Genomic DNA, 21,694 nt, shown 5'->3' with positions numbered 1-21,694 from the left:
TCAGCCTGGGGTCCTAATCTTACCATCATTCTACACTACATGGGCAAATTATAAAACGGATTTCACCCAATCTTCTACGGAAGCCAAAGCTTCTTCTAATTTTTCAGGTTGTTTGCCGCCTGCCTGCGCCATGTCCGGACGGCCTCCGCCGCCTCCGCCGCAAACCTCCGCAGCTTGTTTAACCAGCTTGCCGGCATGCAGGCCTTTCTCAATGAGATCCTTTGTTACGCCGGCGGAAATATTGACTTTCTCGTTTTGTACCGCACCAAGCACGATCACAGCAGAGCCGATCTTCGCTTTCAGTTCATCCACCATTGTGCGGAGATGGTTCATGTCTTTCGCATTAACTTTTTCCGCAAGCACACTCACGCCGTCAACTTCTTTCACTTTTGACAGAATCGCTCCTGCTTCCACGTTTCCTAGTTTCGCCAGAAGAGATTCATTTTCTCTTTGGGCTTCTTTCAGTTCAGCCTGCAGAGCCGCAACCCGTTTCGGCACTTCTTTAATATTTGTTTTCAGCTCGTCAGCAGCCTGCTTCAAAACGGAAATCTGGCTGTTCATTTCGACGTAAGCGCCTTGTCCTGTTACAGCTTCAATCCGTCTTGTGCCTGCTCCGATTCCAGACTCTGAAGCAATTTTAAACAAGCCGATTTCCGCTGTGTTTCTGACATGACAGCCGCCGCACAGCTCTATACTGTAATCTCCGACTTGGACAACCCGGACAATATCACCGTATTTTTCGCCGAACAGAGCCATCGCGCCCATTTCTTTTGCTTCAGCGATTGGCTTCAAATCGATGCTGACCGGGATGCTCGCCCAGATCTTTTCGTTTACGATTGTTTCAATTTGTTCAAGCTCTTCTTTTGTCACTTGCCCAAAATGCGAGAAGTCAAAACGAAGACGGTTTTCAGTCACAAGAGATCCGGCCTGATTGACATGAGTTCCAAGAACGTCTTTAAGCGCCTGATGCAATAAATGCGTTGCCGTATGGTTTTTAATGACGCCGCTTCTCATATGGTCTTCAACTTCAGCCGTTACATGCAGGCCTTTTTGAACAGTGCCGCTCTCCACAACACCTTCATGCACATGCTGGCCGTTCGGCGCTTTTTGCACATCTTTAATTCTCACCACTGCCTGTTCGCTGCGGAGGTAACCTTTATCGCCGATTTGGCCGCCGCTTTCTGCATAGAACGGTGTTTCATCAAGAATGATTTGAACGCTGTCCCCTTCATGAGCCTCTTCAATGAATTGTCCATCCTGAAGAAGCACAATGACATTGGCGCCAGCTTTCGTTTGAGAGTAGCCGACAAATGTGCTTTCATCGGTCACGTCGCGCAATGCGCCGCCCTGCACCTGCATGCTGCCGACATCTTGGCGGGCGTTTCTTGCCCGTTCACGCTGCTGGTTCATTTCTTCTTCGAAGCCTTTATGGTCAACCGTCATGCCCTCGTCTTCTGCGTATTCTTCTGTCAGCTCAACTGGGAACCCATACGTATCGTACAATTTAAACACGTCGGCCCCTGAAATCACGCTGCTTCCCTTGCCTTTTTCTTTTTTGATCATTTCTGACAGGATCGCAAGCCCTTCATTAAGGGTTTCGTGGAAGCGCTCTTCTTCGGTTTTGATGACTTTTGCGATGAAATCCGCTTTCTCTTTTACTTCAGGGTAGAAATCAGCCATGATTTCAGCGACAACCGGCACTAAGTCGTACATGAACGGACGGTGGATGTTGATTGTTTTGGCATAACGCACAGCCCGGCGCAACAAGCGTCTTAATACATAGCCGCGGCCTTCATTTGACGGCAGCGCCCCATCACTGACAGCAAAGGCAACCGTTCTGATGTGGTCGGCAATCACTTTAAACGCAGTGTCTTTCACATTGTCTGTGCCGTACGCTTCACCAGAAATGGTTTCTGTTGCTTTGATGATCGGCACAAATAAATCGGTATCAAAGTTTGTCGGGACATTCTGGATGACAGATACCATTCTTTCAAGCCCCATGCCTGTATCAATGTTTTTCTTCGGAAGCGGCGTGTACGTGCCGTCTGGGTTATGGTTGAACTCAGAGAACACAAGATTCCATACTTCCAAATAACGGTCGTTTTCTCCGCCTGGATAGAGCTCCGGATCTTCTGGATCATTACCGTATGCTTCACCGCGGTCATAGAAAATCTCTGTGTTCGGTCCGCTCGGTCCTTCACCGATGTCCCAGAAGTTCCCCTCTAGGCGGATAATTCTTTCCTCAGGAATACCGATTTTTTTCGCCCAAAATTCATACGCTTCTTCATCTTCTGGGTGAACCGTAACAGAGAGAAGCTCTTTGTCGAAGCCGATCCACTTGTCACTCGTTAAAAACTCCCAAGCCCATGTAATGGCTTCTTCTTTGAAATAATCGCCGATAGAAAAGTTTCCAAGCATTTCAAAGAATGTATGATGGCGCGCAGTTTTACCTACATTTTCTATATCGTTTGTTCTGATCGCTTTTTGAGCGTTTACGATTCTTGGATTTTCCGGAACGACACGTCCGTCAAAATACTTTTTCAGTGTCGCAACACCGCTGTTGATCCACAGCAGTGAAGGGTCCTCATGCGGCACTAATGACGCGCTTGGCTCTACCGCATGTCCTTTTTCTTTAAAGAAATCCAAAAACATTTGACGAACTTCAGCAGAAGTTAAGTGTTTCATTGTATTTCCTTCCTCCTCTATAAAAATCGAAATTCTCTTTAGTGACAGCAAAAAAGCCCTCCCCCTATGCAAACCACACGTTTACACAGGGACGAGAGCTGTCTCGCGGTACCACCCTGATTACGGGCTTTAACATTCGCCCGTCACCTTTAACCCTGTAACGCAGGATGTGCGGCAGTGATTAACTGCACTCAGGATTAGCTTCCTCCGATCTTCTGATAAAGCTCCTTTCAGCTAGCGGAACTTCTCTCTTTAACAGGGCTTCGGCATACTCAGATCCGTCACTCGAGATTCGTATGTATTCTACGAGAAATTATAGACAAGCTGCACGACAATGTCAATGCTCCGTCCTCATCCGCAAAAAATGGATCATCATCACTTTTAAAACAGCCGTCGCCGGAACAGCCAGAATCATCCCGACGATTCCCGCCAGCTCTCCTCCGGCAAGGAGCGCAAGCATGATGACGACTGGATGCATTTTAAGGCTTCTGCCGACAATGAACGGACTGAGGATATTCCCTTCCATAAATTGCAGAGCAAACACTGTAAACACCACAACTAGAATCGCTTTCACTGAAATGGTCATCGCAATTAAAAGCGCAGGAACAGCTCCAATGAAAGGGCCAAAATACGGTATGACATTCGTGATCCCGGAAATCAGGCCTAAGATCAACGGATATGGAAGCCCAAATATCCAGAATGTAATGCCCGCCAGCACGCCGAGAATGAAGCAGACCAGAAGCTGGCCGCGGACATAATCGCCAAGAGAGTCGTCTACATCCCTCAAGAAGGCGCTGCCCCGCTTTCTCCACGACTTCGGCGTCAAATACCATACCGTCTTTTTCATCAACTCAATATCCTTTACCATATAAAACACGAGAAAAGGGATTGTTGCCGCAATGATGAAATAATCAAGCACGTTGCGAATTCCGCTGATTGCTCCCTCGATCGTTTCCGCGAAAAATGCCTCCGTCTGGCTGATCATTTTATCTATACGATGATGCATGCCGTCAGGCCAGTCATCAGTATGGTTATGCACATGAAGAAGGAGCCCGTTATACGTTTCGGCAAACATAGGGATATTCTCTGATAAATCCGTCAGCTGCACAATTAAGACAGGCACCCCTTTATACAGCGCCCAGCCAATTCCGCCAAAGAAAAGCACATAAATCACCAAGATACTCAAGGTCCTCGGCAATCCTTTGCCATGCAGCCACTCTGTGACCGGTAGCAATAAATAAGAAATAAAAATAGAAATAATTAGGGGAATCAAAATCGTTTTGATAACGAGCCAAAAGGGCGACCATAATATATCGAGCATAAAAAAGACATAGACTGTTAACAGGACCAGCAAACAAATGGCCACCCACAACAAAAGCTGCACCGGTTTTTGGAGCATTTGCTTTCACCTCTTCTATATCTTTTGAGGAACGGTGCGAATTATTCTCGCTCTATAACAAAAAGGATACTCTCCGAGGAGTATCCTTTTCCACATTAAAACATTTTCGTTATTCTTCTTCTCATCCGCTTCATGCTTCGATTATTCAGCATGTCGGATTGAGTCGCCATCCGGTATACGAGAGCCCCGGCTCCCAATGCCAAAAGAGAAGTCATCGTCCGATTCATCCTGAGCATCTCCCTTCATAATCAAAAATTGATGCTGCGTTCGTCCTCAGAAAACAAATCATCCAAGCTGCTTAACGTTCCGTCTTCTTCCACCTGATGAGTTGCTATCTTCCCTTTCGCCACTGTCAGTTCGATAAAACAGCCCCAGCAATAATATTGGTTCACGCCGATTTTCCCGATATCCTTACTTTTGCAGTTCGGGCATATAAGCATATCTCACACCTCTATCCGTTCAGAACGATCTCGTCTTTCCGCACCTCGACAAGCGAATCCGCTCTTTGGATCTGATGCTTGCTTCCCGCCAAGTCAGAAAAGAAACCGTCCGAGAGTTCATATGCTACGATTATGCCCCTGTCCAAACAAAAGTATACATCTTCCAGCATCCCCAATATATCTCCCTCTTGCGATTTCACAAGCTTCATTTTCATCTGCTCGTATGTGAAGCATGACTTCGGAAGAGGCAGAAGCTGGCCTGAACTGATTGAGGCCAATATGCGGTCATCAAGAATGGAAGTGATATCACACGCCCGTAATAGCGCATGATGATGATGCAAAAACCGTTTTTGTGCAAGTATAAATCCGAGACAATCTCCCTTCAGAGAAAAACAAATATCAGAAATGGTCCCGAGATAACAAGAAGTTCGTTCTGAGTATACTGGGAATCCTTCTACCTCATGGCATGTTCTCAAAGTGTGATCAACCACCTTTTGTTGAACAGGCTTAGGTTTTGCTTTGCGTCTTTGACTCATACGATGAAATCACTTCCACCGCAAATGCAAAAACTCCCGCTAACACGGGAGCCTTTACAGCTGTTCTTCTTTCATAAAATCGAATGGCGTAATGCCTTCCATACCAATATTGGCATCATGTACACTGAACGGGAGCTCTTTTTGCAAAGCCTCAAGCTCGGCATCCATTTCCTCAATCTGTAATGACAGCCTGTTTTTCAAGGATGTCTGCCTGACAGTTGCGTCATTATTTTTTACGCCCCACTCCAGCGCCTCCTCTTCCCCGCATAAAATGAGAAATTTCTTTGCTCGAGTAATCGCGGTATAAAGAAGGTTTCTTCTGAGCATTCTATAGTAACCTTTTACAACAGGCAACACCACAATCGGAAATTCACTTCCCTGCGATTTATGAATAGAGCAGCAATACGCATGGGTAAACTGGTTAAAATCTTTTTTCGTAAATGTCATTTCATTACCGTCAAAATTAACGACGGCCATGTCTTCTTTTTCTGTATTTTCCTTCGCATAAAATATCGACGTAATTTCGCCAATATCTCCGTTGAACACATTGTTTTCCGGCTGATTGACAAGCTGCAAAATTTTATCTCCGGTTCTGTAGACAACATCTCCGAACTTCAATTCTCTCCGTTTTTCTTTAGGAGGGTTTAAAATGTCCTGCAGCATGACATTTAGTTCATTGATCCCAGCTTTTCCTCTGTACATCGGGGCGAGAACCTGAATATCCTTTGCCGTATAGCCTTTTTTCAATGCATTGGCGACAACCTTCTCAACCACCTCTTTAATTTGCAAGCCTCCGCAGCGAATAAAGGAACGATCCTTCGTCGGGGCAGTCAAATTGTTTGGCAGCAAGCCTTTTTTCATTTGGTGGGCAAGCTCGACGATTGATGACCCCTCCGCCTGGCGGTAGATGTCTGTCAGTCTCACAGTCGGAATCACCCGGGATGCCAAAAGGTCTCTCAGTACTTGGCCCGGACCGACAGAAGGCAGCTGATCTTCGTCACCGACGATGATGATTTGAATATGATCAGGGATCGCCTTGAACAAGTGGTTCGCCAGCCATATATCCAGCATACTCGCTTCATCGATGATTAACAGCTTCCCTTCGATCGGCTGGTCCTCTGTATGAGTAAAGCCCTCTGCACCGTTCCAGCCAAGCAGCCTGTGTATCGTGACTGCCGGAAGGCCCGTCGATTCACTCATCCGTTTCGCCGCTCTCCCTGTCGGTGCGGCCAATACAATCGGAAAAGTTTCATCCTTTTTATAAGCTGAAGGGTCTAGTGACACACCGTGAAGCTCTCCGTACAGTTCGACAATCCCTCTGATGACCGTCGTTTTTCCTGTTCCCGGCCCTCCCGTTAGCAGCAGCATTGGTGAGGAAAGGGCTTTTTGAATCGCTTCCTTCTGGCTGGGGGCATACTGAACGTTCATCCGTTCCTCCAGTTCCCCCAAAGCGAGCAGAAATTCGGATTCAGGAAACTGGTCGTCATAATCGGTTTGGCTTGCGATATGTTTCACGCGCTTTGCAACGTTCTGTTCCGCGTAAAACAGCGAAGGAAAATAACAGCGGCCATCTTCTATCACAATGTCTTTATTTTCTCCAAGGGCTATCATCGCGTTAGCTGCATCCATTTCTGTGATCCGCTGCCCTTCTTTTACTGACTGATTTAACAGTGATTGGGTATCGATAATAAGCTGTTCCGTTTCTATGTACGTATGCCCATCTGACAGACAGGTCGTTTCAAGCGTGTACAAAATGGCGGCTTTTATCCGCTCAGGATGATTACCTGAAAGCCCCATTCTGCTGCCCAGCTCATCCGCTTTCCCAAACCCGATGCCTTCTACATCTTTGACAAGCTGATAAGGATTTTCCTGAATCTTGTCAAGCGTCTCTGATTCATAGGCTTGATAGATTTTCATAGACAGCTGCGGGCCGAATCCAAACTGATTCAGGGAGATCATGATTTGCTCCAGTCCCTGATGCCGCTGCAAGGCGCCTGCCAGCGTGTCGGCTTTCTTTTTTGACAGCCTCGGGACATCGTAAAGCACTGAAGCGTCAGCCAATATTTTATTAATCGCGCTGTCACCCAATTTTTTGACAATTTCTTCGGCTGTTTTTTTGCCGATTCCTTCGAACAAATCACTGGATAAATAATGAATGATGCCTTCCTTAGTTGTCGGAATCTCTTTTTTAAAATGCTCCGCCTGAAATTGAAGCCCGAATTTCGGGTGGGTGACGGCCTTTCCGTAAAACGTGTAGGTCTCTTCTTCTTGAAGCGCAGGGAAGTAGCCCGTCACGGATACGGCTTTATCTTCAATCGCTTCGGAGGTTTCTATAACTTTCACTTTCAGAACCGTATATAAATTGGCGTCATTATGATAGATGACTGTGTTGACTGTCCCTTTTAAATAGGGCTCTTCCTCCATGTTAAGCTGATCCGGATGCTGCTGCACGAGCTATCCCTCCTCCTGTGCCTGTTATGATGGGTCGATCAGTTTTTTAGCATGAAGTGCAAGCATATGATCCGGCTGGATATCGATCGCCTTGTCGAGCATTTCCAGGGCTCTTTCTCGATTTTCTTGATATGCATAAGCGACACCGGCATTATAAAACGCATCAGCGTGCTCCGGATTTAGCTCAGTTACAGCTATGAATTGGCTGAGCGCTTCGTCCAGCATGCCCTCGTTCGCTAAGCACATTCCAAATTGAAAACGAGCTTCCGCATCGTTTTCATTCAATTCGACCGCTCTTTGTAAATACGGCAGTGCAAGCTTAGGCTGTTCGAGCTTGACAAGTACCGTTCCGAGCATGTAAAACAGGTCGCCGTTTTCCATTCCAGCACGAAGCGCTTTTTCAAACATGTCTTTCGCTTCTTTGTACATTTCTTTTACAACATAGACATTTCCTGCTCCATAATAAGCAGTAGCAGCGCTGTTGTCTAATTCAAGCGCTTTATCATAAAACGCAAGTGCCCGTTCCAGCTCGTTTACGGATGAAAGCAGGTTAGCAAAGTTAATATAGGGAATCGCGTCATCTATATTTTCTTCAATAGCTTTTGTAAATGCCTCTGCCGCTTTCTCGTAATCGCCTTTTTGCATCGCCTCTATACCGAGTTGATTATAATCCACCGATCATCTTCCTTTCATTAAAAAACCCCAACTCTGTGTTGAGGTTTTTCATCTTTTATACGTACCACAATTTTGTTCCGTCTTTGTACACATCATCAATGGTTCCGCCGCCAAGGCATTCTTCGCCGTCATAAAAGACAACCGCTTGTCCCGGCGTTACAGCGCGGACTTGTTCATCAAAAATAACTTCCGCTTCGCCTTCACCCGTCATGCGCACCGTCACCTTATGATCCTCTTGACGGTAACGGAATTTAGCCGTACAGGCAATCTCTTCACCCTTCATCGTATCCGAATGAACCCAGCTGATATTCGTTGCTGTGATTTTGTCGGAATAAAGAAGAGGGTTATGGAACCCTTGATCCACGTAAAGGATGTTCTTTTCAAGGTCTTTACCAACCGCAAACCATGGCTCGCCGCTTCCGCCGATGCCAAGGCCGTGACGCTGTCCGATCGTGTAGTACATCAACCCGTCGTGGCGTCCTTTTACTTCACCGTCCATCGTCATCATATCGCCCGGCTGTGCAGGGAGATATTGGCTGAGAAACGTTTTGAAGTTGCGTTCGCCGATAAAACAAATGCCCGTACTGTCTTTTTTCGTTGCTGTTGCAAGATCTGCTTCTTTGGCAATTTCACGCACACGGCTTTTTTGAAGCTCGCCGATCGGGAACATGACTTTGCTTAGCGTATCCTCTGTCAGCTGATTCAAGAAGTACGTTTGATCCTTGTTTTCGTCAATGCCGCGCAGCATTCTGACTTTGCCGCCGCTTCTGTCTACCCTTGCATAGTGGCCAGTCGCTAAGTAGTCGGCGCCAAGTGACAGGGCGTGCTCCAAAAACGCCTTGAATTTAATTTCTTTGTTGCACAGCACATCCGGGTTGGGTGTTCTGCCTGCTTTATATTCATCAAGGAAGTATTGAAATACCTTCTCATAATATTGTTTTTCAAAATTAACAGCGTAGTACGGAATCCCGATTTGATTGCAGACGCGGATCACATCTTCATAATCCTCTGTCGCTGTGCAAAAACCGTTTTCATCCGTATCATCCCAGTTTTTCATAAAAATTCCGATCACATCATAGCCCTGATCTTTTAACAGCAAGGCCGCCACAGATGAGTCTACACCGCCGGACATGCCGACAACGACTCTTGTATCTTCCGGACGTTTTTCCATTTCATTCACTCCAATAACTAAGCCGCCTTATTGTGTCAGCCGTTTGACAACGTCGGCCACATGTTTGGCAGCAGTTTTCACTTGCTCAGCCGTATTGCCGAGGCCGAAGCTGATCCGAATTGAAGACGTCAGCCGGTCACTCTCTTCTCCGAACATGGCAGTCAGAACATGTGACGGCAAAATTGAACCGGCCGTGCACGCTGATCCGCTTGAGACAGCGACTCCCGCCATGTCCAGATTCACCAGCAGCGCTTCCACTGATACACCGGGAAAATAAAGGTTCAGAACATGCGGCAGGCAATGCTCTTTATCCCCGTTGATCCCGAATGCCACACCGGCATTTTCAAGCGTGTCGGTGATGATTGTCTTAAACGATTGATACTTTTCGTTTTTTTCATCCCGTTCTTCACTTGACAGTTTGATCGCTTCTTTCAGCCCGACAATTCCCGGAACATTTTCTGTTCCGGCACGGCGTTTTCTTTCTTGCTCTCCTCCAAATAAAAGCGGGGAAAGCTTCACATCTTTATTTGCATATAAAAAGCCTGTCCCTTTTGGCCCGTTGAGCTTGTGCCCGGAAACAGACAGAAGGTCAATATGGCTGTTTTTCACATCAATTGGCAGAAGCCCAAATGCCTGAACAGCATCGGTATGAAAATATGACTGGTGTTCCTTCAGCAGCTCACCGATTTCATCAATCGGCTGCACTGTTCCGACTTCATTATTTCCATACATCACTGTCACAAGGATTGTATCATCACGCAGTGCTTCTTTCACCTGTTTTGCACTGACTCTTCCATTTTGGTCAACATCGAGATACGTAATGTCAAATCCGTCTTCCTCAAGTTTTTCACACGTGTGAAGCACAGCGTGATGCTCAATTTTTGTCGTGATAATATGTCTGCCCACATCTTTTCTTGCAAGCGCGGTTCCTATAATGGCCAAGTTATCGGCTTCTGTCCCCCCGCTTGTAAAAACGATCTCCTGCTCCGCCGCTCCGATTTCGGCTGCAATCTGAGCTCTTGCTTCGTCCACCCATTTCCGAGATTCTCTTCCAAATGAATGGATGCTCGATGGATTGCCGAAATTGCCGGAGAAATAAGGGGTCATTTTTTCCAGCACGCGCTCATCCATCGGAGACGTTGCGGCATGATCTAAATAAATCCGTTCCATTATATTTGCACCTCTGATCTAAATATAGAACATATAAGCTTCTTGCTCTCCGTCTGTATAGCTGGCAAGATCCTCTAATGTTGTACTGTCTAAAACCTCTTTCACAGCATCACGTATGCGAATCCACAGCTCACGCTTGGCAGGCTCCTCGTCTTCCAGCACTTCAACAGGACTGATCGGCCCTTCGAGCACACGGATAATATCTCCAGCCGTGATCGCATCCGGCTCACTGCCTAATACATATCCGCCGTATGCGCCTCTGATGCTTTTCACTAAACCGGCATTTCTGAGCGGCGATACCAGCTGCTCCAAATAATGCTCAGACAGATTATTCGTCTGTGCGATGCTTTTTAATGAAGTCGGGCCTTCACCATGCTTTTTGGCAAGCTCGATCATAATGGTAAGCCCGTATCTTCCCTTAGTTGATATTTTCAACATGAACACCTCTGTTATTTCATGATTTTTCACATTTATAATGGTAATTTCTATATAATTCGTCCGTTTATGACTCAATAGACCAACTGTTATTATAACATACCTTGAGCGAATTTTCATTGAGGCAGGGGGGAAACGGCCCTTCTCCCTTTCCTAATGTCCGTTTTTCCGTTACCCTGTAAATAAGTAAGGAGAGATGATGATGAAGCCATTGGCATATCGGATGCGTCCGACAAAAATAGAAGATATTATCGGCCAGCAGCATCTGGTGGCTGAAGATAAAATGATCGGCAGAATGGTTCAGGCAAAACATTTGTCATCCATGATTTTGTACGGGCCGCCAGGAATTGGAAAAACTTCAATCGCAACAGCAATTGCCGGTTCAACAAGTATTGCTTTTCGAACGCTGAATGCTGTCATTCACAATAAAAAAGATATGGAAATCGTAGCTCAGGAAGCAAAAATGTCAGGCCAAGTGATTTTGATTCTGGATGAAGTTCACAGGCTGGATAAAGGCAAGCAAGATTTTCTGTTGCCCTATTTAGAAAACGGAATGATCATTTTGATCGGAGCAACCACGGCTAACCCATATCATGCCATTAATCCGGCGATCAGAAGCCGGACACAAATCTTTGAGCTTGAGCCGTTAACACCGGTACTGATTAAACAGGCTCTGGAACGTGCGCTCCATGATGAAGACCGGGGCCTTGGCACCTATTCTGTATCCATTGATGATCAGGCGATGGAGCATTTTGCGCACGGATGCGGAGGGGATGTCCGTTCCGCTTTAAATGCGCTTGAACTGGCCGTGTTGACAACCAAAGAGTCATCAGACGGCGTGATTCACATTACATTGGACACGGCGGAGGAATGTTTGCAGAAAAAGAGCTTTACTCACGATAAAGATGGTGACGCGCATTATGATGTATTGTCCGCTTTTCAAAAATCGATCCGCGGCTCTGATGCCAATGCCGCTCTTCACTATTTGGCAAGATTAATTGAAGCAGGCGATCTTGATAGCATCGCAAGAAGACTGCTTGTCATCGCTTATGAAGATATCGGTTTAGCAAGCCCGCAAGCCGGCCCAAGAGTGCTGCACGCGATTCAGACTGCTGAGCGGGTCGGATTTCCCGAAGCACGAATCCCGCTGGCCAACGCGGTCATTGAACTTTGCCTCTCGCCAAAATCAAACTCAGCCATTCTGGCAATCGATGAGGCGCTTGCAGATATCAGAGCCGGAAAAATCGGGGAAATCCCAAAGCATTTAAAAGATGCGCACTATAAAGGAGCTCAGGAATTAGGAAGAGGAATCGACTATAAATATCCGCACAGTTACGACAACGGATGGGTCGAACAGCAATATCTCCCTGATCCTTTAAAGAATAAGCAATATTACAAGCCGAAACAGACAGGAAAGTTCGAGTCCGCCTTAAAGCAGGTGTATGACAGATTAATGAAAAGAAAATAAAACAAAAACAGCCTTGCGTATTATCAAGGCTGTTTCTTATGCATTATTTATCCTTCACACGTTTGATTTCAACATCTTTTAAAAGATCCATGACAACATGTCCGCCCATAATCAAACCGGCCACTGACGGCACAAAAGCATTTGAGGATGGCGGCATTTTTGCTTTGCGGATGTTCGCTTCGTCATTTCCCACTTCTTTTCTGACATCTTCCCGAATAACAATCGGGCTTTCGTCAGAGAAAATCACTTGAACGCCCTTTTTGATGCCCTCTTTGCGTAATCTCGTACGGACGACCTTCGCAATGGGATCAGTGTGCGTTTTTGAAATATCAGCGATTTGGAAGCGTGTGGGATCCGTTTTATTAGCCGCACCCATGCTGGAGATGAGCGGAATATCCCGCTTCAGACATTCTTTCATTAAATGGATTTTATAATGGATCGTGTCTGACGCATCAATGACGTAGTCAAGCTCATAGTCAAAAAATTGTTCATACGTTTCTTCGGTATAGAACATCTTTAACGCGATCACTTCACACTCCGGGTTAATGTCCGCGATCCGCGCTTTCATTAAATCAACTTTCGGCTGTCCGACAGTTGAAAGCAGCGCGTGAAGCTGGCGGTTTACATTTGTAATGTCCACATCATCTTTGTCGACAAGCAGAATCCGGCCGACGCCTGACCGCGCGAGGGCTTCCGCTGCGAACGATCCGACTCCGCCAACCCCCAGCACAGCAACCGTGCTGTTTTTCAGCGTTTCAAGGCCTTCTTTTCCGATAGCTAATTCATTGCGTGAAAACTGGTGTAACAAGAACCTCACTCCACATTCGTATTCTGGTTTCATCTATAAAATGGCTGATCCAAGACCAGCCGTTTTTTCTGCGCACAAAAAATAAAGTCCCAATAGTGCCGTTGCAGCTTTCCTTTGTTTTGAACCCGCTCTCAGCAGGTGGGTGCCCTCTTTTAAATCTTGTAAGTCCTCTTTACCGAATGAAAAGAGGCATGTACGCCATTTAAAAATGCGGGCTCCCAAATCAAAAAAATGTTCGGTCAAAACTAGGTGTACAACTAACACATCAGGACTTTATTTAACTTGTCAAAATCATATCATAGACGATTTTGATTTTCAAGATTCGAACTGCCCAATCAGTTCTTCACTTTTTTCTTAATAGAAAGATGAAGCTCATCAAGCTGGGCGTCGCTTACTTCCCCTGGCGCTTCGGTCATCAGGCAGCTTGCGCTTGCCGTTTTCGGGAATGCAATCGTATCTCTTAGGTTCGTGCGTCCTGCGAGAAGCATAACGAGACGGTCTAAGCCGAGCGCGATTCCGCCGTGCGGAGGAGCGCCGTAATCAAATGCTTCCAATAAGAATCCGAACTGCTCAGCTGCCTCTTCTTGTGAGAAGCCAAGAAGCGCAAACATTTTCTCCTGAATTTCTTTTTCGAAAATACGGATTGAACCTCCGCCAAGCTCATAGCCGTTTAAGACGAGGTCATAGGCTTGTGCTTTCATGTCTTCAGGCGCTGTTTCAATCAGTTCAAGATCATCACGGACAGGCATTGTGAACGGATGATGTGCTGCGTAAAAACGGCCTTCCTCCGGATCATGCTCTAAGAGCGGCCAGTCGATCACCCATAAGAAATTGAACAGGTTTTCGTCAATCAGTCCGCGTTCTTTCCCAAGCTTTAAGCGCAAGGCACCGAGCGATGCGGCAACCACTTCAAATGAATCCGCTCCGAACAGCAGCAAATCACCTTCAGCGGCATCAAGCGCGTCAATCAGCTTAGACTGCTTGTCTTCATCAAAGAATTTTGCGATTGGGCCTTTTACTCCGTCCGCCTCAACTTTTACCCAGGCAAGTCCTTTTGCCCCATAGTTTGCAGCAAAAGCGCCAAGAGCGTCGATATCTTTTCTGGAGTAATCGCCCGCTCCGCCTTTTACGTTGATTGCCTTTACAACGCCGCCGTTTGCGACAGCTGATGAGAATACTTTAAACTCTGTATCCTTCACAATGTCAGACACATCTGTCAAAAGCATATCAAAACGCGTATCCGGCTTATCCGACCCATAACGGTTCATTGCCTCATCGTATGTCATACGAGGAAGAGGAAGCTTGAGTTCCACACCTTTTGTTTCACGCATAATCTTTGCCATCATATCCTCAGCCAATGACATGATATCTTCCTGGCTCATAAAGGACATTTCAATATCGATTTGCGTAAACTCAGGCTGGCGGTCTGCACGCAAGTCTTCATCGCGGAAACAGCGGGCAATTTGATAATAGCGTTCAATGCCTGACACCATCAGAAGCTGTTTAAATAGCTGCGGTGACTGAGGCAGCGCATAGAATTCACCTTCATGCACACGGCTCGGCACCAAGTAGTCACGTGCGCCCTCAGGTGTGCTTTTTGTTAAAATCGGCGTTTCAATATCAAGAAACCCGTTTTCATCTAAAAAGCTCCGAACGGCTTTCGTCACGTTATGGCGCATCTGCATTGTTTGAAACATAGCCGGCCTGCGCAAATCCAAGTAACGGTGTTTTAAACGGACGTCCTCTGATACGTCTTCCGCTTGATCAGAAATCGCAAATGGCGGTGTCTTCGCAGCACTTAATACAGCCACTCCATCAGCGTGAATTTCGATCGCGCCTGTTTTCAAATTCTGATTGACTGTTCCTTCTTCACGCGCCACCACTTTCCCTTGAATATCAAGCACGTATTCGTTTCGGATGCCTTCCGCAATAGCAAGCGCTTCTTTTGACACATCAGGGTTAAACACGACTTGAACAATTCCCGTGCGGTCGCGCAAGTCGATAAAAATCAATCCGCCGAGATCCCGTCTTTTTTGGACCCAGCCTTTCAGCGTTACAGATTCACCAATTGCTTTTTCAGTTATTTCACCGCAATAATATGTTCTTCCAAACAATAGATTCCACTCCTTATCCCTTTTGGTTTGCCTTCATCACATGTATAAATTCATCAAGTGCCACTTCAATCTGTTCGCCCGTCTGTGCATCCTTAACATTGATTTTATTTTGAGCTAGCTCATCTTCACCCAAAATCGCAATAAATCTGGCATTCAGGCGGTCAGCTGTTTTGAACTGGCCTTTCATTTTCTTATTTTCATAATCGATTTCGCTGGAGATTCCTGCTTCTCTCAGTTTGTACACCAATGAAACAGAATAATCCTTTGCTTTTTCGCCGAGCGTGACGACATAGCAATCGATTCCCTGATCGACAGGCAGTTCTCTTTTTTCAGCATCAATGGCGGCAAGCAGGCGTTCAATGCTCATCGCAAAACCGATACCCGGCGCTTCAGGTCCGCCGATCTGTTCGACCAAACCGTCGTAACGTCCGCCGCCGGCAAGGGTTGTAATCGCCCCAAAACCCTCCGCATTGCTCATGATTTCAAATGCCGTGTGGTTGTAATAATCCAGCCCTCTCACAAGATTAGGATCAATTTCATACGCAATGCCAAGATCGTTTAAGTATTGTTTCACTTTGCCAAAATAAGCCGCTGATTCTTCATTTAAATATGTCAAAATTGAAGGCGCTGATTTCATCAGTTCATGATCGCGGTCTTTTTTGCAATCCAAGATTCTGAGCGGATTTGTGTGCAGCCGTGACTGACAGTCTGAACAAAACTCTTCGATGCGAGGCTCAAAATGCTTCACGAGCGCTTCTCTGTAGCTTTTGCGGCTTTCTTGGTCGCCGAGGCTGTTTATCACAAGCTTAACATTGTGCAAACCTGCTTTTTGATAAATACTCATCGCAAGCGCCATGACTTCGGCATCAATCGCAGGATCTTTTGAGCCTATCGCTTCAATTCCAAACTGATAGAACTGGCGGTAACGGCCCGTCTGCGGACGTTCATAACGGAACATCGGCCCGACATAATAAAGCTTTGTCGGCTGGACAGGGTTTGCGAATAGCTTGTTTTCATTAAACGCGCGAACCGCCGCTGCTGTTCCTTCCGGACGAAGCGTCAGGCTTCTGCCTTTGCGGTCCTGAAAAGTATACATTTCTTTTTGTACGATATCCGTAGACTCACCAACACCTCTGGCAAACAGTTCTGTATGCTCAAAAATCGGTGTGCGGATTTCTTTATATTGATAAGTGCGGCAAGTGTCTCTCATAATTTGTTCAACAAACTGCCAGCGATCTGATTCTCCAGGCAAAATATCCTGTGTTCCTCTTGGAATGCTATATCCCATGTGTAGACCTCCTTATGTATTCCTTATAAAAATATACAATGATCATTCATGATGAAAATAAAAAACTCCCGCCCCTACTATACATGTATAGTAGGGACGAGAGTTATACCCGTGGTGCCACCCTAGTTGGAATATGGTCATATTCCCACTCGATCCTTTAACGCAGGTTCACGTTCACTGCCTAATGACGGTAGTACCGCGTTCAGCAGGAAACCTCCGGAGTGTTGTTTCGCGAAAGACGCAATGGGATCCGCTTTCAGCCTGGGGCGGTTCCTCTCTAGCCATGCAATCTGACCTACTCTTCTCCATTATCGGTTCAAATCTTTCATCATTTTGCTATGTACTCAATTTCTATTATAATAATGGGATTGCAGTCCTCTGTCAAGCTTTATTCCGGTTGTTATTCCTTATCGCTGCTTCTTTGGACATAAGACCGAATTCAGATGCTGTTTCAGTAAGATAACCGGTCGTTTCGGGATCTGCGTGATCGCTGTAATGCAGGTTTGCTTCACCGTCGTGAAACGCGCGGCCCATTTTTGGATGATATTTCATGATTTGCACACCTTTATGATTGTATTTACGCCTAGTATAAACATATCATTTTATTTTTATTTAAAAATCTGAAAGGACTTTACGATATTAAGCAAGAAAGCTTTTTTACGATATCTGAAAGGAGGACGCAATGAGCAAGAAATACTTTGTTCTTATTGTATGTATTATTGTCGCCGGAACGCTTTTCCCGCCGTTTTCTTCCGTTACAGCCGCTCAGGGAGAAGCGGTCATCGCAACTGATGAAATGAACGTCAGAAGCGGCCCGGGACTTAGCTACGGTATTACTGCAGAAGCAAGAAAGGGAGAGCACTACCCGATTTTAAATGAAAAAGGAGACTGGGTGCAGATTCAGCTTGGTTCCGGAGAAAAAGGTTGGGTGGTGTCCTGGCTTATTACAAAAGAAGACCTGAGCGGCACGAGCTCTTCGGAAAGCAGTGGTACTGTTACATCAACAGATCCAGATCTGCGGATGAGAACAGGCCCGGGGACTTCATATGACGTCATCGGCAAATTTCCGCAAGGCAGCCAAGGGTCTGTTATTGATAAAGATTCCGGATGGATCAAAATATCCTATCAGAATGCCACCGGATGGGTGTCATCTGAATATGTCACGTCAGGCGGCAGTTCAGCAGTATCTGAGGGGAATCAACAAACTGAATCTTCCGGTGCAACAACGGGCACGGTCGGCGTTTCTTCACTGCATGTAAGAGCCTCCGCCTCACATGACGCGGCGATTATAACGAAACTTGATCGCGGTACGAAAGTGACAATTCTCAACGAGAAAAATGGCTGGGCTCACATTGAAGCAAATGGGCTGAAAGGCTGGGTTGCAAGCCATTACCTTTTATCTAGTTCTGATCCAGCTGAAAGTTCAGCAAATGCCCACAGCTCATCCTCCGCTAAAAAAGCCTATATTGTATATGGAGGAACGAATGTTAGAAGCGACGCATCAACATCAGCTTCGATCGTGGAACGCGCTGCCAAAGGTGATTCCTACCCGATTACCGGTTCAAAGGGCAGCTGGTATGAAATAAAGCTTGATAATGGGCAGACTGCTTATGTCGCCAATTGGGTGGTTCAAACGTCTAAAAGCGCGGAAGAAGCAGGTGAACCCCCTGTCGCTGATTCTCCGTCCGGAAACGGCTCTCTGAACAATAAAACGATAATTGTTGATCCGGGGCACGGAGGAAAAGACAGCGGAACGATCGGCTATTCGGGTAAATTCGAGAAAAACCTGACGATCAAAACGGCAAAACTGCTCGCCGGCAAACTTAGATCAGCTGGAGCAGATGTGTATGTGACACGCCAGGATGATACCTTCGTCAGCCTGCAATCACGGGTCTCTACATCTCACTATCGCAACGCTGACGCCTTTATCAGCATTCACTATGACAGCTATGCAGATGCTTCCACGAGAGGCAGCACCGCTTATTACTACAGCCCTGCCAAAGATCAAGAACTAGCGGCGGATGTACACTCTGAAGTGGTGAAGCGTTCTTCCATTCCAGACCGCGGCGTGTTGTTCGGAGATTATTATGTGCTCCGTGAAAACAAACAGCCCGCTATGCTGTATGAGCTGGGATATGTAAGCCATCCGCAGGAAGAGGCCATTGTACATAGCAGCTCTTACCAAGAAAAAGTAACAGACGGTATCGAGAGCGGATTGGAGAAATATTTCCAATAAAAAAAGCTGCCTTTTGGCAGCTTTTTTATTTTGAATCCATCATAAGCGTGACCGGTCCGGAGTTTGTAAGCTGAACATCCATCATCGCTCCAAACGTTCCGGTCTCCACTTTGATTCCTTTTTCACGAAGCAGGTCGTTCCATTTTTCATAGAGGCCTAAAGCTTTATCAGGTTTGGCGGCGTTCATGTAGTTTGGCCGGCGCCCTTTTTTCGTATCACCGTAAAGCGTGAACTGTGAGACGGAGAGAATTTCTCCTCCTATATCTAAAAGAGACAGATTCATTTTCCCTTCACTGTCATCGAATATACGAAGATGAACAATTTTATCTGCTAAATAAGCTGCATCCTCTTCAGTATCATCGTGAGTGATACCGACCAGCACCATGATGCCTTGTCCAATTTGACCGACAATCTCTTCATTCACTGTAACGCTAGCTTCTGTTACTCGCTGAACAACTAATCTCATTTTCTAACCCCTTTAGTTCATGACGCGGCGCACAGAGTAGATGTCTCTTATCTGTTTAATACGCTCGACGACTTTGTGCAAGTGATTGATGTTCTGAATAAAAATGGCCATATGAATGGTTGCCACTTTATTGCGATCCGATTTGCCAGAAACAGATGAAATATTTGTTTTCGTTTCATTCACTGCCTGAAGCACCTCGTTCAGCAATCCGCGGCGGTCATAACCAAGAATCTCTATCTCAACATTATATTCCTTGCGCTTTTGAACCTGCGACTCATGCTCCCACTCTACCGGAATCAGCCGCTCCAGCGCTTCATTCGTCTTGACATTCGGACAGTCATCACGATGGACTGAGACCCCTCTGCCTTTTGTGATGAATCCAACAATATCGTCACCCGGTACAGGATTGCAGCATTTTGACAAACGGACAAGAAGATTGTCGATCCCCTTGACGCGGACACCTGCTTCCCGTTTCCTGCCCTGCGGGTAAGGCTTAGATTCCGCAGTGACTTCCTGAACGCTCTTTTCCTGTTCTTCCTGATCGCGCTGCTTTCTCTCTTTTTCCGTCAGGCGGTTTGCGACCTGCAAGGCTGTAATGCCGTTGTAGCCGACTGCCGCGTACATATCCTCTTCATTTGAGAAATTAAACTTGTCAGCAACCTTCTGGATATTCTCCGGCGTTAAGACTTCCTTCACTTCAAAATCCAGATTTTTAATTTCTTTTTCGACCAGCTCACGGCCTTTTTCGACATTTTCTTCGCGCCGCTGTTTCTTAAAGAATTGACGGATCTTATGCTTTGCCTGGGATGTTTGGGCAAGTTTGACCCAATCCTGGCTCGGACCGTAGGAATGCTTGGAGGTGAGTATTTCAACGATATCACCTGTCCGAAGCTTATGATCCAGCGTTACCATTTTTCCGTTTACTTTGGCACCGATTGTTTTATTGCCGATCTCAGAGTGAATCCTGTAAGAAAAATCAATTGGAACAGAACCGGAAGGAAGCTCGATGACATCTCCTTTCGGCGTAAAGACATACACCATGTCAGAAAACAAATCGATTTTGAGTGATTCCATAAATTCTTCAGCATCTGTTGATTCATTTTGGAATTCTAAAATTTCACGGAACCAAGAAAGCTTTTTCTCAAAGGTTGCGCCTTCGCTGGCCGCTTTCCCTTCTTTATAAGCCCAGTGAGCCGCAACCCCGTATTCCGCAATTTCATGCATTTCAAAGGTGCGGATCTGCACTTCCAGCGGATCGCCTTTAGGCCCGATTACCGTTGTATGAAGCGATTGATACATATTCGGCTTCGGCATTGCGATGTAATCTTTGAATCTGCCTGGCATCGGTTTCCAGCAGGTGTGAATGATGCCGAGCACCGCATAGCAATCCTTTATGCTATTCACAAGAATACGGACAGCCAATAAATCGTAAATTTCGTTAAATTGCTTATTTTGCAGCACCATTTTGCGATAAATGCTGTAAATGTGTTTCGGGCGTCCCGAGAAGTCAGCTTTGATGTGCACTTCTTCGACACGTTTCTTCACTTCATTGACAACCTCTTCTACATAAAGTTCACGTTCTGCGCGTTTCTTTTTCATGAGGTTGACAATTCTGTAATATTGCTGAGGATTCAAATAACGGAGCGCTGTATCTTCCAATTCCCACTTAATTTTAGAAATCCCGAGACGATGCGCCAAAGGAGCAAAAATCTCCAGTGTTTCATTGGAAATTCTCCGCTGCTTTTCCTGAGGGAGATGTTTCAGCGTCCGCATATTGTGAAGACGATCCGCCAGCTTGATCAATATGACCCGGATATCTTGAGCCATAGCGACAAACATTTTGCGATGATTTTCCGCCTGCTGTTCCTCTTGAGATTTATATTTAATTTTGCCGAGCTTCGTTACGCCGTCCACAAGCATTGCCACTTCTTCAGAGAATGCTTCTTTCAGGTCATCGAGCGTCACATCTGTATCTTCCACGACATCGTGCAGGAATCCGCCCGCGATTGTGGAAGGGTCCATTTCCAGATCCACGAGAATCCCCGCAACCTGAATCGGATGAATAATATATGGCTCGCCCGATTTGCGGTATTGCTCGCGATGAGCATCTTCAGCGTATAGATATGCTCTTTCGACAAATGCGATATGCTCATCAGATAGATAGCTGCGCGCTTTATCAATAACTTGCTCGGCAGTCAATACTTGTTCGTTCGCCATGGAATCACCTTTTTTAGAATGTAAACTGTATTGTAGTTTATTATCAAGAAAAAAACGAAAGATGTAAAGAGCAGAAGTTCAAATCTCCAAATATTATATAAAATAAATGCAAACCAATAGGAAAAAAGCACCCTG

General features: G+C 46.0%; 18 protein-coding genes, 1 other RNA gene and 1 other annotated feature. Of the genes, 2 read left to right on the top strand and 17 right to left on the bottom strand.

From position 1 onward, the window contains the following. Positions 1-48 precede the first annotated feature (48 nt). From alaS to cymR, 10 genes are all read right to left on the bottom strand, one after another. Positions 49-2,685 (bottom strand): alanine--tRNA ligase, encoded by a 2,637-nt coding sequence (alaS, locus tag BV11031_RS04320; RefSeq protein ID WP_010330992.1) that lies wholly within the window; start codon positions 2,683-2,685, stop codon positions 49-51. Between the two features lie 337 nt (positions 2,686-3,022). Next, a complete protein-coding gene (locus tag BV11031_RS04315; RefSeq protein ID WP_010330993.1) occupies positions 3,023-4,084 on the bottom strand; it encodes an AI-2E family transporter in 1,062 nt (353 codons plus the stop codon). Positions 4,085-4,179: 95 nt separating this feature from the next. Continuing rightward, positions 4,180-4,311 (bottom strand): YrzQ family protein, encoded by a 132-nt coding sequence (locus BV11031_RS04310; protein WP_003225895.1) that lies wholly within the window; start codon positions 4,309-4,311, stop codon positions 4,180-4,182. Positions 4,312-4,332: 21 nt separating this feature from the next. Further along, complete coding sequence (locus BV11031_RS04305) at positions 4,333-4,524, bottom strand: hypothetical protein (RefSeq protein ID WP_003225893.1); 192 nt, start codon at positions 4,522-4,524, stop codon at positions 4,333-4,335. A gap of 11 nt (positions 4,525-4,535) precedes the next feature. Further along, positions 4,536-5,060: a PRC-barrel domain-containing protein gene (locus tag BV11031_RS04300; protein ID WP_010330994.1), complete on the bottom strand. Its 525-nt coding sequence runs from the start codon at positions 5,058-5,060 to the stop codon at positions 4,536-4,538. A 54-nt stretch (positions 5,061-5,114) separates the two neighbouring features. Beyond that, entirely contained in the window at positions 5,115-7,511 is a 2,397-nt protein-coding gene (gene recD2, locus BV11031_RS04295) for an SF1B family DNA helicase RecD2 (RefSeq protein WP_010330995.1), read from the bottom strand. Between the two features lie 24 nt (positions 7,512-7,535). After that, entirely contained in the window at positions 7,536-8,156 is a 621-nt protein-coding gene (locus BV11031_RS04290) for a tetratricopeptide repeat protein (RefSeq protein ID WP_206702320.1), read from the bottom strand. Positions 8,157-8,241: 85 nt separating this feature from the next. Beyond that, the gene (gene mnmA, locus BV11031_RS04285) at positions 8,242-9,357 is read right to left on the bottom strand and encodes a tRNA 2-thiouridine(34) synthase MnmA (protein WP_010330997.1); all 1,116 of its coding nucleotides are present in this window, start codon (positions 9,355-9,357) and stop codon (positions 8,242-8,244) included. A 27-nt stretch (positions 9,358-9,384) separates the two neighbouring features. Then, a complete protein-coding gene (locus BV11031_RS04280; protein ID WP_010330998.1) occupies positions 9,385-10,527 on the bottom strand; it encodes a cysteine desulfurase family protein in 1,143 nt (380 codons plus the stop codon). An 18-nt stretch (positions 10,528-10,545) separates the two neighbouring features. Further along, complete coding sequence (gene cymR / locus BV11031_RS04275; RefSeq protein WP_003225879.1) at positions 10,546-10,962, bottom strand: cysteine metabolism transcriptional regulator CymR; 417 nt, start codon at positions 10,960-10,962, stop codon at positions 10,546-10,548. Positions 10,963-11,164: 202 nt separating this feature from the next. On the opposite strand from cymR, the gene BV11031_RS04270 reads away from it, so the two are divergent. Continuing rightward, on the top strand, positions 11,165-12,430 hold the full coding sequence (locus BV11031_RS04270) for a replication-associated recombination protein A (RefSeq protein WP_010330999.1): 1,266 nt from the start codon (positions 11,165-11,167) through the stop codon (positions 12,428-12,430). A gap of 43 nt (positions 12,431-12,473) precedes the next feature. Here BV11031_RS04270 and BV11031_RS04265 read toward each other — a convergent pair whose 3' ends face one another. The 5 genes from BV11031_RS04265 to BV11031_RS04245 form a co-directional block, all read right to left on the bottom strand. Then, positions 12,474-13,238, bottom strand: coding sequence for a tRNA threonylcarbamoyladenosine dehydratase (locus BV11031_RS04265; RefSeq protein WP_010331000.1), 765 nt, complete (start codon positions 13,236-13,238; stop codon positions 12,474-12,476). An 82-nt stretch (positions 13,239-13,320) separates the two neighbouring features. After that, positions 13,321-13,513, bottom strand: a non-coding RNA gene (gene ssrS, locus BV11031_RS04260) — 6S RNA. 60 nt (positions 13,514-13,573) lie between these two features. Then, the gene (aspS, locus tag BV11031_RS04255) at positions 13,574-15,352 is read right to left on the bottom strand and encodes an aspartate--tRNA ligase (protein ID WP_010331002.1); all 1,779 of its coding nucleotides are present in this window, start codon (positions 15,350-15,352) and stop codon (positions 13,574-13,576) included. Positions 15,353-15,365: 13 nt separating this feature from the next. Beyond that, positions 15,366-16,640, bottom strand: a complete 1,275-nt coding sequence (gene hisS, locus BV11031_RS04250) for a histidine--tRNA ligase (protein ID WP_010331003.1) — start codon at positions 16,638-16,640, stop codon at positions 15,366-15,368. Positions 16,641-16,729: 89 nt separating this feature from the next. Further along, positions 16,730-16,961, bottom strand: a binding site (T-box leader). 60 nt (positions 16,962-17,021) lie between these two features. Further along, positions 17,022-17,192 (bottom strand): YrzK family protein, encoded by a 171-nt coding sequence (locus BV11031_RS04245; RefSeq protein WP_010331004.1) that lies wholly within the window; start codon positions 17,190-17,192, stop codon positions 17,022-17,024. Between the two features lie 130 nt (positions 17,193-17,322). Between BV11031_RS04245 and BV11031_RS04240 the strand changes: the two genes are divergently transcribed. Next, positions 17,323-18,876 (top strand): N-acetylmuramoyl-L-alanine amidase family protein, encoded by a 1,554-nt coding sequence (locus BV11031_RS04240; protein ID WP_010331005.1) that lies wholly within the window; start codon positions 17,323-17,325, stop codon positions 18,874-18,876. 25 nt (positions 18,877-18,901) lie between these two features. Here the strand turns inward: BV11031_RS04240 and dtd are convergent, their stop codons facing one another. Together dtd and relA are read right to left on the bottom strand one after the other, a co-directional pair. Beyond that, on the bottom strand, positions 18,902-19,342 hold the full coding sequence (gene dtd, locus BV11031_RS04235; RefSeq protein ID WP_010331006.1) for a D-aminoacyl-tRNA deacylase: 441 nt from the start codon (positions 19,340-19,342) through the stop codon (positions 18,902-18,904). A 12-nt stretch (positions 19,343-19,354) separates the two neighbouring features. Next, positions 19,355-21,559, bottom strand: coding sequence for a GTP diphosphokinase (gene relA, locus BV11031_RS04230; protein ID WP_010331007.1), 2,205 nt, complete (start codon positions 21,557-21,559; stop codon positions 19,355-19,357). Positions 21,560-21,694 lie beyond the last annotated feature (135 nt).

Origin of the sequence: Bacillus vallismortis, assembly GCF_004116955.1 — a bacterium.
In the GTDB taxonomy this organism is placed as follows: domain Bacteria; phylum Bacillota; class Bacilli; order Bacillales; family Bacillaceae; genus Bacillus; species Bacillus vallismortis.
The sequence above is the reverse complement of the archived record's forward strand: the minus strand, read 5'-3'. Positions and strand labels throughout refer to the sequence as shown.